The organism is Pseudomyxococcus flavus (assembly GCF_050038885.1).
In the GTDB taxonomy this organism is placed as follows: domain Bacteria; phylum Myxococcota; class Myxococcia; order Myxococcales; family Myxococcaceae; genus Myxococcus; species Myxococcus flavus.
The window spans coordinates 6,047,196-6,060,543 of sequence record NZ_CP143624.1; the positions used below are offsets into that span (position 1 = coordinate 6,047,196).

Here is a 13,348-nt window from a genome sequence, read left to right on the forward strand (position 1 = left end):
CGGGCCGATTGTCCTCTACAGTGGGAATTCTGGTGTAATCGTCACTAAATTGAATTTCTGGCAGGCGCGCACGTCAGGGCGAGTCCGCTCATTCCAGCGCGGACCACTCCCTCTCTTGGAGACCCCTCGATGCGGCTGCCCCCGATGCTCGCACTCCTCGCCCTGACAGCAGGTTGTTCAGCTTCAGAGACACCCGAGTCTCAACCCAAGCCACCCCCTGTACAAAACCTGGTCGTCACGGTCGATGGCGCCTCGGAACTCCTTCACACCAACGGCCAGCTCAGCGTGCACGTAAGCGTCTCCAGCGGTGACGCCGAGCGCATCGAGCTTCTCGTCGATGGCGCGCTCGTCGCCACCGCGGATTCGGCGCCTCACCTCTTCAGCTGGGACAGCACGGGGCATGCGGAAGGCCCCCACCGTCTGGAGGCTCGTGCCATCTCCCGAGGAAGGACGTTCACGAGCGCTCCCCGCACGGTCATCGTGGACCGCACCGCTCCACAGCTCATCAGCCGCACACCCGAAGACGGCGCCAACGTGGTGGGCCGCAACCTGCAAATGTCGCTGACCTTCACGGAGCCGCTGCTCCCCTCGAACGTGCAGCCGAGACTCTTCGCCTGGGGAGGCCTCCCCGTGGAAGTCGCCCAACTCTCGGAGGATGGCCGGACGTTGACGCTCCAGACGCAGGCGACGCGGACGCTTCCGTCTCGCTACCATCTCCTCGCTCAGGACAACGGGCTGTCGGACCTGGCGGGAAACCGCGTGGGACCTATCGAGACCTCCAGCGTCTGGGTGGTGCCGGACTGGACCGCCGACGCGCCCGCGCTCCACATTCCCGCCGGAGACAGCACCCTGCATACGCCGAGGTTCGAGGCGACCGCCTCTGGAACCGCCTACGTCACGTGGATGGAGAGCCGAGAGCTCGAGAATGACTTCCATTTCGATGTGCATGTCCGCCGCTGGGACGGGACGACGTGGCACCCGTTGGGTGGCAAGCTCAATGAGCGCAACGGCCCTCTATACTGCGGCCCCTCGCTCGCGGTGGACGCGTCAGGGGCACCCCTGGTCGCATTCTCGCAAGCGCCGGCGGACGGCACGGGTTCGCACGTGTCGGTCCGTCGCTGGGACGGGGAGCAGTGGGTGAGCCTCGGCGGCCCGCTCATGTCGGTGCCGACGGAGTCGAACCTGGATGTCGCGCTCGCAATGCACGGGGAGGTCCCCGTCCTCGCTCGAGCAGAATCGAACGGCCTCAATCGTCAGGCGCTGTTCGTCAGCCAATGGAACGGAACGGCCTGGGTGCCGCTGGGTGATCCGCTCCTCGCGGAAGGGGAGTGGGTCCGGGCCGGATGGCGTACCCACAACCTGAGCTTGATTCCGGATGGAAACGGCGGCCTTCTCCTCGCCTGGCCCTCAGCCACGAGCGATGTCAGCACCATCGAGGTGGCGAGGTACACCGGTGGGACCTGGCAGCGGCTGTCCCCGGCGCTCCGCGCGACCACCACGGGGGTTCCCGTGCAACCTTCCTTGACGCTCGATGCCAGCGGCAGGCCTCATGTGGTCTGGGTGGAGGAGATTACCAATGGCTACGGCGTCTACGCGGCCGAATGGACGGGCACCACGTGGAGGTCGTTGGGAACCTCGGTCAATGATGCCCGAATCTACTACGCCAATCATCCTTCCATCGCCATCCACGAGAACAAGCCGCTCGTCGTATGGAGCGAGGTACGATCTTCCCTTGGCTCAAGCCTCATCATGGCGCGACAGTTCGACGCCGCCGCGAATGCCTGGCAGACCATGGCCGAGCCCTTCACCGCGAACGGCGCTTCCACCGGCTACGTCTATGACCCATCTTTGACCATCGACGCCAACGGCAACCTCTACCTCGCCTTCTCGGAGACTGGAGGGTCAACGCAGGACGGCATCTACGTCTACAGGCCGGACCTGTAAAGGGCGCCCAGCCCCGAATACATGGTGGTGGGACGTCTGGCATGCAGGCGCCCCGCCCCACGCCAGGGGAGTCCGCTGGCGAAGCTTCTCTGGGCGGAACTGTTGAATGAAGGTGACATCGCCCAATGACTCTCAAGGTCATCGTGATTATTTGCAACTGAGAGTAGCCCTCGGGAACCCACCCTCGTCCTGGTTTGGGATGAGGACACCCCGAGGTCCGACGATGCGAGCACCACAGGAGTTCTCCAGGGGGCGACTTGTCGCATGGCTGCTCACGCCACTGCTGTCCGTCTCGTGCGCGGGTGGTCTGGAAGGGTCCGCCGCGAATGCCGAAGCTCCCGCCGCGGCTTCCGAAGCCTCCGGTCCTCGGGCGCAGGCCGAGTCCTCGCTGGCGACGGTGCTCGTCCCGACGGGAGCGCCCTGGCGTTACCGGGACACGGGCGTAGACTTGGGCACCGCCTGGAGCGCGACGGCTTTCGACGATGCCGGGTGGGCGGAGGGCCCCGCGCCCCTGGGCTACGGGGAGACGGACCTGGCGACGACCGTGTCCTACGGCTCCAATGCCAACAGCAAGCACATCACCACGTATCTGCGCACGCACTTCACGGTGGAGGATGCGTCGCGTGTGAGTGCGCTGCTCGTGCGGCTGCAGCGGGATGACGGCGCCATCGTGTACCTGAATGGCGTGGAGGTCTTCCGCAGCAACCTGCCCACGGGCGCGGTGGGCTACCGCACCCTGGCATCCGCCACCGTTTCATTGCCCGCCGAGGAGACCATCTGGCTGGAGCAGTCGGTTTCCCAGGCGGCGCTCGGCACCAGGACGAACGTGCTCGCGGTGGAGGTCCATCAGTCCGCGGCCAACACATCTGATATGCGCTTCGACCTGGAGCTGAGTGCCACCGTCGCGCCCTCGCCCGACGCGAATCCCATGTCCGTGTGCTACCCGTTAGACATGCCCACCACGCCCGTGCTGCGCGCGGCACGCAAGATGGTGTTCGGCTTCTACTACCCCATCTATCCCATCTCCATCGAGAACAAGGGCCCGTCGGTGGACTTCTGGTCGAGCTGGCTGGACCCCGCGGGACGGAACAGGGAACCGGGGCGGCTCGTCATCACCCAGGGCGCCGACGTGCGGACGCTGGACGCGACGAGCGCGGGGGTGACGCCGTTCTCCGTGCCCCTTGTCCCGGGCACGACGCCTGTCTTCGAGCTCCAGCGCAATGGCCAGACGGTGCAGCGGCTGGTGAGCAAGACGCCCATCGTCGCGCAGACCGTGTATCAGGACATGATGTATCACGCGGGCGGCGGCCGGGAGTGCGCGCGGCCCTGAGCGTGGGCGCCCGGGCGGGTTGCTCCGGGCGCCGAGCACCGCTGACGGGCCTGGCGATGGCGAGGCCCGTTAGCGAATGCAGGGGAGGGCGCGGCCTCTCAGGGGCCCCACACCGGTCCGTTCGGGGTGACGGTCATCGCCTGCACCCCCGCGCGCAGCGGCGCCGGGGTGACAGGGCCGCTGGCGGCGTAGCCGAAGCTGCCGCCGGTGCTCGCGATTCCCTTCTCGAAACGGACCACCGCGCTACCGCGGGTCGGGTGACTCAGCGTCACCGTGTACGACGTCGATGCCTCGTCGAGCGTCATCTGCAGCGCCGTGCTGTCGGTCACATCCTTGGCCTGCACCACGTGCAGGAAGTGGCTCACCACCTGCCCACTGGACTCAATCTCTCCGCGGAACTGGCCCACCGGATACGGGTAGGTGCCGTCGCCGCGGACCGGGCCTCGCTCGTCGACGATGCGCCGGACCGGATTCGCAGGAACGAGCGTGCTGACCCGCAGTTGCTGCCCGCCGCTGTTCGCGGACCAGGTGTTGCCCGTGAGCACCGGGGGCTCCGGGAAATGAATCAGGAAGGTCTTGTCGACCGAGGCGTCATCCCGCGCGCTCTCGAGCCGGTCGAACACAATCAAGGTGTCGAGCGGTCGCACGAACAGGGTCTCACGCACCACCCGGCCCGCGTACGGGTTTCCGACTTCGGCCTCCCGGTGGGCCCACTCGGCGTTCAAGTCATACACGCCGGTGAGGTCGACCGCGGCGTAGCTCGCCACGGGCGACGACTCCAGGCGTAGCATCTGGGGCGCGTGGTGGTAGTAGCCGACCGTGCCCAGGCCCTCGAACAAAAGTGTGTTGTGCGCCACGGGCGACTCGCAGTCGACCGCCGCGCCACCGGCGTAGCCGACAATGGAGTTGGCGTAGCCAACCGTCTCGCGGGTCAGGAACTCGCCGGCCCGCCAGACCTGGAAGTTGCCGGAGTCACGGTGGGCATGGCCCGCATTGGCCGTCACGCCGAACTGCAGGTTGACCATGGTCGCGGCGGGCGCCCACGCTGTCTTGGCGTACACCATGCCCAGGCCAGGCGCGTGGTAGTCCAGGGGCAACTCGGCGAGGTCTCTCGACGGCACCGCCGCCAGTGTGTCGCTGTAGACGTATCGGACGAGGCGGTCGTCAATCGGCTGGCCCGTCAGCTCCAGGAAGCGCTTGGCATAACCCGCGACGGGCTGGCCCGACCACTCCTCGATAAGGGGGGCAAGGTAGCTGCCCAGCGACGTCTGCGCGGTGTTGCTGGGACTCCACCGGTTCAGCCAACGCTCGTCGTCGTTGAACGGGAAGGTCTCGAACAGCTGGAACTGGCCCCTCCGGCTGGGGCCCGGCGTGGTCGAGTAGATGGACCAGAAGACAGACGCCATGAAGTAGTCGGTCTGGTTCCACATGTCATGGCCATACAGGCCCAGCGTGGTGAACGGCACCGTCATGTAGCCGAACGTCCGGCGGCCGTAGGTCGAGCCCTCGTGCGGTGCGCCGCCCGCCCCCGGCCCCTCCAGATAGGGCCGCAGCGAGAAGTCCCAGCGAGACTTCATCGCGTACTGCAGGAGCTCGTTGGCGAACGGCTGGTTCTCATGCCAGCTGGCAATCGCCCACAGGAGCGAATTGCGGAAGTACCCGGTGTAGTAGTTGTTGCCCTCCATGCCGATGCCGCCCCACGGATTGTCATTGAGCGCCTTGATGGCGAAGTTCCACCGGTCGACCAGGAGCGCGCGCTCCGCCGGCAGCAGGTGGGCGAAGCACCAGTCGTAGGTGAGGATGACCGCCTCGCCGTACCAGCGGGCTGGGTCGCTCGACACCGTGTTCTCGGTGATGGGAATCTCGGTGCTCACTGCCCAGTCAATCGCGGCGCGGCATGACGCCGGGGTGCCGGTGAGCAGCGAGTGCATCGCCGCATCGATGGCCTGCTCGGGAGCTTGCACGTTCGCCACGGGCGTATACGGGTGCTGCGCGAAGTAGGTCTGCGCCCGGGCCAGCCGGTCCGCGGTGAACCACACCCGAGGATGTGCCACCGGGATATCGAGTACCACGGGCGGTCCATTGGCGATGGTCAACAGGATGGGCGCCGAGGTGGTCCGGTTGCCGGCCTGGTCCCGCGCCACCGCCGTGACGGGGATGGTGCCGTCCTCCAGCAGGGTGGTGGAGACGTTGATCCAATACGGATAGCTGAGGTCTTCCTGCCCGAAGTCCTGTCCGTTCACCTGCAACTGCACGCCAGCGACCCTCACGTTGTCATGGGCGTCGACCCGGAATTGGAGGGAGCCGCCCACGGTCATTCCACTCACGGGGGCGACGATTTGGACCTGAGGCGGCGTGACGTCGGGAGGCGGCGCGCTCACGGTGACGGCGATTGGCGCGGAGGTGGTGACGTTGCCTGCGGCGTCGCGCGCCACCGCGGTCAACTGCCTGAGCCCGTAGGGTTGCAGCGCCTCGGTGTCGAGGGTCACCGACCAGGGGGCGGCCACGTCTGCCTCGCCGACCTGAACGCCGTCGAGCTCGACGTGGACCCGGGTGACGCCCACGTTGTCGCTCGCGCTCATCCGCACCGTGAAGGAGCCGATGACCGTCTCGCCGGCCACGGGCGCGGTCACCTCCACTTCGGGAGGTGTGGTGTCGACCACCGTGTTGGCGATGGTGACCAGGACTGGCGCCGAGGTGGTGAGGTTGCCGGCGGCGTCGCGCGCGTGCGCGGTCAGCACGTGATTGCCATTGCGGAACTGGTGGGTGTCGAGCTGCGCCGAGTCGAGGTTCCGACCGTCGATGCGCAGCTGTACGTCGGCCACGCCGACGTCGTCGCTCGCGTCCACGGTGATAGCCACCACACCCTGCACCGTCGCGTCCGCCACGGGAGACGTGATGGCGACCACCGGCGGCGTGGTATCGCTGCGCGGCGCTGGCGGGGTGTACTCAATGGTGAGGAGCGGCCGGCGCTCCGGCTGGGTGGCCAGGCTGGTGAAGACCTTGGCCACCTTCCCAACCCGCGTGTTCGCCAGCAGCACGCCCTGGTTGGTCGAAGGGTCGTCGACCCACGACTGCACCACAGTCACGTCGAGCGGCACCTCGTGCACGCTCACCGTGCCTGGAAACGTGGAGACCTCGAACCACGCACCGGCGACCAGGTCCGTTCCCTGACCCGCCGCGCCCAGCCGGTCCCACTCCAGGCCATCATCGCGGAACTGCCATCCCAGCCCGCTGGCCATCAGGTTCCACGGCGCCTGCACGTACGCACCGCGAATCGAGAAGTCGCTGGTGTAGGTCTCCACCGCGAACCGCAGCGTCGCGCTCTGAACCACGGCCCCCGCCGGCACGCCCGTCTGCGGAAAGCGCAACAGGGCCTCGACCTCGTAGTCCTCCGTCTGGAACACCCCGAGCAGTGTCTGATTGCGGTGCGCCGCGCCGTTCTGCGTGATGCCCTGGCTGGTGATGGCCACCGCCTCCGACACGCTCACCGGCGATGTCGCCGCCTGCAGCACCGCCCCCGTGCGGGTCTCCGGCGCACCATCCTTCGTGCAGCCCATGAGGAGGAGCGCGCCCAGGACGGTTGCCCACAACCCAGTCGTACCGCTTATTCTTGATTTCATTGATTGGCAGCTATTAGCGTGCCGGTGACGGGAAGTCCATGGCCCCACCCGGAGCACGCGCCGCGGCGAGCTGAAGCCAGCCATCCGGTTTCCGATGGCGCATCGGATGGACTGGGCGCTGCAGGTGACGTGAGGTGGAGCCGGCCTGGATGGACAGGGCGAGGCGGTACGCCCACCTCGACGTCCGGAAAGACACGGGCAGGGCCACAGCTCAGGACGGCAGCTTGTCCCCCACCAGCCCACGGACCGTACGGAGCTTGTCGGGGTTGCGGACGACGTAGATGGCGACGATACGGCCCTCTTCGATGCCGAAGGCGGTCGTCTGCAGCGCGCCGTCCTTCTCCAGGGTGACGAAGGCGGGCAGGCCGTCGATGAAGCCCTCGTGCACGAGCTGTGAGTAGTTCACGTCCAGCAGGCGCAGCAGGCCCTCGAAGAGGCGCAGCGTCTTCTCCTGGCCGTAGATGGGGTTGAGTGCGGCCTTCACCTTGCCGCCGCCGTCGGAGTACACCACGACGTCCTGGGCCAGGAGCGCCTGGAGCGCCCCCAGGTCGCCGCCCCGGGACGCGGCGTAGAAGGCCGAGGCCAGCTCCCGGCCCTGTGCCTCCGACACGGGGAAGCGGGGCCGGGCCTCGCGCACGTGGGCCCGCGCGCGGCTGGCGAGCTGGCGGCACGCGGCCGGGTCCCGGTCGATGGCCTTCGCCACCTCCTCGAAGTCCATGCCGAACACGTCGTGCAGGAGGAAGGCGGCCCGCTCCAGGGGGGACAGCCGCTCCAGGGCCATCATCAGGGTCAGCGTCAAGTCATCACCCTCCACCGCATCGACGATGGGCTCCGGAAGCCAGGTGCCCACATACTCCTCGCGGCGCATGCGGGCGGACTTCAGGACGTCCAGGCACAACCGCGTCACCGTGCGGACGAGCACGGCTTCGGCGTCGCGCACGGCGGCGCGGTCGGTCTGGTGCCAGCGCAAGTACGCCTCCTGCACCACGTCCTCGGCCTCCGCGACGATGCCCAGCATGCGGTACGCGATGCGGAGCAGGCGGGGGCGCAGCGGGTCGAAGGCGTCAGCGGGATTCACGTCAGGCGGCCTTGGTGTCGGGAGCAGTGACTGGATGCACGTTGCGGAACCCCACGGAGATGCGGTTCCAGGTGTTGATCATCCCGATGAGCAGCGTGAGGTGCACGATTTCCTGCTCCGTGAAGTGCTGCTTCAGGGAAGCGTAGTCCTCATCGGGCGCGTGCGTCTGGGAAACGAGCGTCAGCGCCTCCGTCCAGGCCAGGGCTGCCCGCTCGCGCGCGGTATACAGGGGCGACTCCCGCCAGCCGTCAAGCAGGTAGATGCGCGCCTCGGTCTCCCCGTGCGCGCGGGCCTCCCGGGTGTGCATGTGGATGCAGAACGCGCAGCCGTTGATTTGCGAGGCGCGGATCTTCACCAGCTCCTGGAGGCTCTTCTCCAGGCCCAGCTGCAGCAGCTTCTGGCCGTACTCGAGCGTCAGCTTCATGGCATCGGGGGCAACGGCGACCGGGTTCACGCGGGGCTTCATGGTGGGCTCCTCTGTGTCGTGCAGGGCGGAAGTGCCTGCCTTCCACCCCAGGACGACGCAGCCGGTGCCGCGTGTGACATGGTCATTTCCGGCCGATTTTTTCCCGCTGTTCCAAGAGCGGGGACTCAGTCGAGCCCCGCCTTGCCCACCGCCCAGTAGGCCTTCACTTTCGGTGTGGCGCGGTCGCCATCGCCGCGCAGGCGGGCGCGCAGGGCCTGGATGGACTGCGCCCGGCCCGTCATCACCAGCACCGCCCCGGGCTTCGCGCGCATCACCTCTCGCAGCCGCTCATGGACGTGGGCCAGGTGTGCGTCCCCGGGCTCGCGCGCCACGGCCTGACCCTCGAAGCCCAGCTCGCGGAGCACGGGCGCGCAGGCGTCGGGCGCCGTCACCTCGAAGAGGGGCGTGACGTCCCGCCTCCCCGCCGTCCGGAACGCGGACGCCACCGCGAAGGACGTCTCGTCGCCGAACAGCACCACCGGCGCGTTCCCGGCTTCCAGGGCAAGCGACCGTCGGGGCCCGAAGAACTGGATGGTGTCGCCCACCTTCACGTCGCGGCCCCACCTCGCGCCCGGGCTGTCGCCGTGCAGGTACACGAGGAAGGAGGTGGCGCCCCGTTCCTCGTCCCAGGACAGCGGGGTGTACGTGCGCATGCCCAGCCCGGGCAGGAAGACCTGCACCTTGTCTCCCGGGGTCCAGCCCTGTCCCTTCAGCGCGGGCCCCTCGCAGTCAATCTGTCGGAAGACGTGCGAGCGCTCATGGACCTGCGTCACCCGGCTGTCGGTGAAGAGGAAACGCCCCAGGACACTCCCCAGCAATGCCTTCGCGGATGCCATTGGCAACCTCCCTTCCGGCCTCCATACGCGCCCGGTTCGTCTGGGGCTCGTGAAGTTGCGTGAAGCCGTCCGCGCAGTGCGGAAGCTCACACCGGCTGGAGGAAGCGTCCGTCCACCAGGTGGTCGATGACCTCCCGAGCGGAGTACGGGTCGAGCCGGGCCTTCGCGCCGAGCTTCGACACCGCGCTGGAGACGGTCGTGGGGTGCTCGAAGGCGGCCAGGGCGGCCAGGAGGATGGCGCCGTCCTCGCCCTGCGTGAGCGTGGGGTCGGAGAACCGCTTCGGACTGACGGAAGGGGCACAGCTCAGCGTGATGCCATCCACCGAGCGCAGGACCGTTACCGTCTCGCCCGCGAGCTTCGCGGGGGCACGATGGCTGCCCAGCCAGTCCCCCAGCGTGAAGCGCTGCGTCCAGGGGGCGGTGTTGCGCAGCCGCGTCCCGCCGTGGACCGAGACGCTCTTGCGCCCGTCGCGGTGCTTCCAGGCCAGCGCGTCCACCCGGTCGGAGGTGTGCTGGACGGCCGCCTCCAGGCCCGCGTCGCGGAAGCGAATCATCGGCACGGACACGTCACCGGGCTCGCGGCGCTCGAAGTAGTCGAGGAACTCCGCGAACGTCTTCGCCTCCGTCTCCATGTCGAAGCGCGCGGGGTGCTCCGTCACCAGCGCCCCGGGCTGCGCCTCGAGCCGCTGGTAGCCCACCACGCAGTCCAGGTTGATGATGCGCTCCACGAGCCGCAGCTCTTCCGCCAGGGTGGTCTTGCTCGCGAAGGGCAGGCCGCCGATGCCGGAGATTTCGATGTCCAGGTTGGGGTACTGGCGGCAGGCATCGATGACCTCCAGCAGCTCGCGGTCCGTCGCGCACGGCTTGAGCAGGCCCCGGCGCATCTGCTCCAGCCGCTGCTGTTCGGAGAAGCAGCCGATGTCGATGACCATGTAGACGCGCTGGAAGGTCGCGGCCAGCGCCGCCACCAGCTCCACCCGGGGCACGCCCCACAGGAAGTACGTGCAGCAGTGACGGGAGAGGTCCACGCCCGCCCAGGTGTTGCTCAGGAACCCGGCGGTGCTGCCCGCGAAGTCGTAGCGCATCTGCCACGTCCGGCCGGCAATCTCCTGGTGGTCTCGCCGCACGTTCTCCTCGGCGCGCAGGAACGGCTTCGCGCGTCCGAAGTCCGCCTTCTGGTTGCCGCGTGCCCCGCCGCAATACAGGCAGTTCTCGCCGCACCCCTTGCCGGGCGCGACCCATCCAGAGAACGAGTGCAGGTCCATCTGGCTGAGGAAGATGTCGTTGAAGTGCGAGTAGTAGATGTCGTCCGTGTTCGAGGCGCGCTGCACGTATGCCAGCGGCAGCCGGCGCGGGCGGCCGTCCGGAGTCCTCTTCACGACGTTGGGCGGCGCCTCCTCGCCGTTGCACAACGCGAGCAGGGGCACCTCGCCATCGCCCAGCACGACGTGGTCGATGCTGTCGTAGCCGCTCAGCTCCTTCCACCAGTACGACGCGGAGTTCCCTCCCACGACGACGCGGATGGAAGGGTCGAGCCTCCGCACCGTCCTCGCGATGAGCAGTGCGCGGTCCACGTGGTGGAACCACTTGAGACTGATGCCCACGAGCTTCGGGCGCACGCGGCGCAGGAGGTTCTCGAAGGTTCGTGTCACCTCCGCTTCGGTCTCGTCCCCGTCGTACAGCCGCACGAAGGCCTCGATGCCGCCACGACGCAGGTAGCCCGCCAGGTACAGGATGCCGCACGTGGCCTCCCCCGTTCCGGCACCGACGAGGAGGACTGGAGAGAGGACACGACCACCCATGCGACGCACACCGGCCTTTCAAGAGACGGCGGGCAGCGTAGGCGATAAAGGCCGGGCCCGGGCGGAATGGTGGCGCCCGCCCGCCTGGCAGCCCGTTACAGGCTCGGGCCGCACGAGTTTTCCAGCAGGCCCACCAGGTCCGCGTCACATCCACTTCGAACGCCCGTGGGGCGAGGTGCCGTCGCGCTGACACCCGCCCCCCAGGTGACTTCAGCGCGGCGTGATCTTGAACAGCTTGCCGTTGGTGGCGTCGGTGAGCAGGTAGAGCGCTCCGTCGGGGCCCTGCACCACCTCGCGGATGCGCGAGTCCAGGCTCTTGAGGAGATGCTCCTCGCCCACCACGCGGTCATTCCGCATCATGAGCCGCACCAGCGCCCTGCTGGCCAGTCCTCCGATGAAGACGTTGTTCCGCCACTCGGGGAACAGGTTCCCCGTGTAGATGGTCATCCCCGAGGGGGCAATCACCGGGTCCCAGTAGTACACGGGCTGCTCCATGCCCGGGGCCTGGGGGCTCTCGTGGATGGGCGCGCCCGAGTACTCCTCGCCGTACCCGATGGTGGGCCAGCCGTAGTCCTTGCCCGCCTCGGGGAGGTTGAGCTCGTCACCCCCTTGTGGCCCCATGTCCGCAATCCACAGGCGGTTCTGGCTGTCGAGCGCCGCCGACAGGACGTTGCGATGGCCCACCGACCAGATTTCCGGCTTCGCCCCCGGGGTGTTCACGAACGGGTTGTCCTGGGGCACGGAGCCGTCGGGGTTGATGCGGACCACCTTGCCGAAGTGGCTCGTCACGTCTTGCGCCTGCACCCGGCCCGCGAGAACGGAGCGCTCTCCGAGCGTGACGAACAACTTGCCGTCGGGGGTGAAGACCAGCCGCCCCCCTGCGTGCAGCGTCGACTCGAGCGTGGGCATCATGCGGAAGATGACCTGCACGTTCTCGACGCGAGGCTGTTCACCGTCCACGAGCCGCGCGCGCGCCACCGCCAGCCCGTTGCCGCCCTGGCGTGGCTCGTAATAGGTCCAGTAGATGAGCTGGCTCTGGGCGTAGTCGGGACCGACTTCCACGTCGAGCAGGCCCCCCTGGCCACGGCCATCCACGGCGGGCAGTCCCGATACGGCGGGGGACTTCGTGCCCTGAGGGGTGACGATATAGAGCGAGCCGGTGGGCTTCTCCGTCACCAGCATGCGCTGGTCGGGCAGGAAGGCGATGGCCCACGGGTTCCTGAAGCCCGATGCAATCTCGGTGACCTGGATGTCCGTCTGTGTCTGGATGGCCGGGGCGCGTGTCTGCCCCGGGAAGGCCGGTTCGAACTCGGGCACGTTGGGCGGGCCCTGCGGGACAGGCGGTCCGCTGGGGAGCGGCTCCTCTGGCGGGATGCCCGCGTCATCTGGCGGAACACCCGCGTCGTCTGGCGGGATGCCCGCGTCGTCCGGCGGAACACCCGCGTCATCCGGCGGGAGACCCGCATCCTGCTGCGGGACGCCCGAGTCCTGCTGCGGGACGCCCGAGTCAGGCGTTGGCGTGGGGTCTGGATCCTCACTGCAGCCTGCGAGGAGGGCAGCGACGATGAGGGACATCGACAGGGTTCGCATGCGGCTGTTTCCTGGGGGGAGGGGACGGTTGGGAAGCGGCGGCCCTGCGCCGTTGCGCTCAGGGGCTGCTGCCGGGAGCACCCTTGCGCACTTCGAGCCGGAGGGGAAGGCTGCGATTCATCAGTTGGCGGTGCTGTGGTGGGCATCCGACAGCGTGAAGCTGCATCGTGTTGCAGCCCTCCGTCCGCGTTACCACATCACTGCCGCCGTACATTGTGACCACAGCGTGTGGTCGCTGATGTGTCCGTGCGCTTCCCGAGAAGATGGGAGCTCACCGCCCGCGGCTGAGGAATGTCTGTCTATCGGCGGGAGCGATGATAGGGATGGCCCTCAGGGCGTTCTCGTGGCGCGAATGGAATCTGACGCGCCCTGGCTGTCTCGCTTCTGCCGTTGAAGTACACTCGCAATCCTCCTTCTGGAGGTGTGCCAATGCTTCAAAGATGGGTCGTGATTGCGGGTCTGGCGTTGGGGCTGTCCGCCTGCGGTCCGCAAACGTCCGAGGATGCTTCCGCCGTGGATGAGGCCGAGCAGTCGGTTGAAGTGCCGGGCCCCACCGCGTGCCACATGGACGGATGCCCCGCCGGGATGTGTGCGTACAAGACCGCCCCGAGCACGAGCTGCTCGGGAGGCTACATCTATTACTGCACGGCCATCGCGCCCGGCGTCCGCTGCATTTGAC

Annotated in this window: 10 protein-coding genes; 3 read left to right on the top strand and 7 right to left on the bottom strand. The window is 68.0% G+C overall.

Translation table 11 applies throughout. The annotated features are described in order from the left end of the window. Nucleotides 1-183: 183 nt before the first annotated feature. Entirely contained in the window at nt 184-402 is a 219-nt protein-coding gene (locus VZL07_RS25540; RefSeq protein WP_426757465.1) for a hypothetical protein, read from the bottom strand. On the opposite strand from VZL07_RS25540, the gene VZL07_RS25545 reads away from it, so the two are divergent. Together VZL07_RS25545 and VZL07_RS25550 are read left to right on the top strand one after the other, a co-directional pair. Further along, nucleotides 322-1,944 carry an Ig-like domain-containing protein gene (locus VZL07_RS25545; protein ID WP_426757376.1) on the top strand — a complete coding sequence of 541 codons (1,623 nt, stop codon included), beginning with the start codon at nt 322-324 and terminating at the stop codon, nt 1,942-1,944. The genes VZL07_RS25540 and VZL07_RS25545 overlap by 81 nt on opposite strands. A gap of 223 nt (nt 1,945-2,167) precedes the next feature. After that, nucleotides 2,168-3,274, top strand: a complete 1,107-nt coding sequence (locus tag VZL07_RS25550; protein WP_426750282.1) for a hypothetical protein — start codon at nt 2,168-2,170, stop codon at nt 3,272-3,274. A gap of 98 nt (nt 3,275-3,372) precedes the next feature. Here the strand turns inward: VZL07_RS25550 and VZL07_RS25555 are convergent, their stop codons facing one another. From VZL07_RS25555 to VZL07_RS25580, 6 genes are all read right to left on the bottom strand, one after another. Next, nucleotides 3,373-6,834 (bottom strand): Ig-like domain-containing protein, encoded by a 3,462-nt coding sequence (locus tag VZL07_RS25555; RefSeq protein WP_426750283.1) that lies wholly within the window; start codon nt 6,832-6,834, stop codon nt 3,373-3,375. Between the two features lie 274 nt (nt 6,835-7,108). Then, nucleotides 7,109-7,975 carry a sigma-70 family RNA polymerase sigma factor gene (locus tag VZL07_RS25560; RefSeq protein WP_426750284.1) on the bottom strand — a complete coding sequence of 289 codons (867 nt, stop codon included), beginning with the start codon at nt 7,973-7,975 and terminating at the stop codon, nt 7,109-7,111. A 1-nt stretch (nt 7,976) separates the two neighbouring features. After that, complete coding sequence (locus VZL07_RS25565; RefSeq protein ID WP_426750285.1) at nt 7,977-8,441, bottom strand: carboxymuconolactone decarboxylase family protein; 465 nt, start codon at nt 8,439-8,441, stop codon at nt 7,977-7,979. A 125-nt stretch (nt 8,442-8,566) separates the two neighbouring features. Next, a complete protein-coding gene (locus VZL07_RS25570) occupies nt 8,567-9,277 on the bottom strand; it encodes a siderophore-interacting protein (RefSeq protein ID WP_426750286.1) in 711 nt (236 codons plus the stop codon). Nucleotides 9,278-9,363: 86 nt separating this feature from the next. Beyond that, nucleotides 9,364-11,079, bottom strand: coding sequence for a B12-binding domain-containing radical SAM protein (locus VZL07_RS25575; RefSeq protein ID WP_426750287.1), 1,716 nt, complete (start codon nt 11,077-11,079; stop codon nt 9,364-9,366). Between the two features lie 210 nt (nt 11,080-11,289). Further along, nucleotides 11,290-12,669, bottom strand: coding sequence for a PQQ-dependent sugar dehydrogenase (locus tag VZL07_RS25580; RefSeq protein ID WP_426750288.1), 1,380 nt, complete (start codon nt 12,667-12,669; stop codon nt 11,290-11,292). 447 nt (nt 12,670-13,116) lie between these two features. Between VZL07_RS25580 and VZL07_RS25585 the strand changes: the two genes are divergently transcribed. Further along, nucleotides 13,117-13,347 carry a hypothetical protein gene (locus VZL07_RS25585; protein ID WP_426750289.1) on the top strand — a complete coding sequence of 77 codons (231 nt, stop codon included), beginning with the start codon at nt 13,117-13,119 and terminating at the stop codon, nt 13,345-13,347. Nucleotide 13,348 lies beyond the last annotated feature (1 nt).

What these genes read in the sequence shown, in the direction of transcription:
- VZL07_RS25540 (WP_426757465.1), bottom strand. Translation starts at nt 402, where the DNA reads ATGCCCCGTGCTGTCCCAGCTGAAGAGGTGAGGCGCCGAATCCGCGGT.
- VZL07_RS25550 (WP_426750282.1), top strand. Translation starts at nt 2,168, where the DNA reads ATGCGAGCACCACAGGAGTTCTCCAGGGGGCGACTTGTCGCATGGCTG.
- VZL07_RS25555 (WP_426750283.1), bottom strand. Translation starts at nt 6,834, where the DNA reads ATGGGCTGCACGAAGGATGGTGCGCCGGAGACCCGCACGGGGGCGGTG.
- VZL07_RS25565 (WP_426750285.1), bottom strand. Translation starts at nt 8,441, where the DNA reads ATGAAGCCCCGCGTGAACCCGGTCGCCGTTGCCCCCGATGCCATGAAG.
- VZL07_RS25570 (WP_426750286.1), bottom strand. Translation starts at nt 9,277, where the DNA reads ATGGCATCCGCGAAGGCATTGCTGGGGAGTGTCCTGGGGCGTTTCCTC.
- VZL07_RS25575 (WP_426750287.1), bottom strand. Translation starts at nt 11,079, where the DNA reads ATGGGTGGTCGTGTCCTCTCTCCAGTCCTCCTCGTCGGTGCCGGAACG.
- VZL07_RS25580 (WP_426750288.1), bottom strand. Translation starts at nt 12,669, where the DNA reads ATGCGAACCCTGTCGATGTCCCTCATCGTCGCTGCCCTCCTCGCAGGC.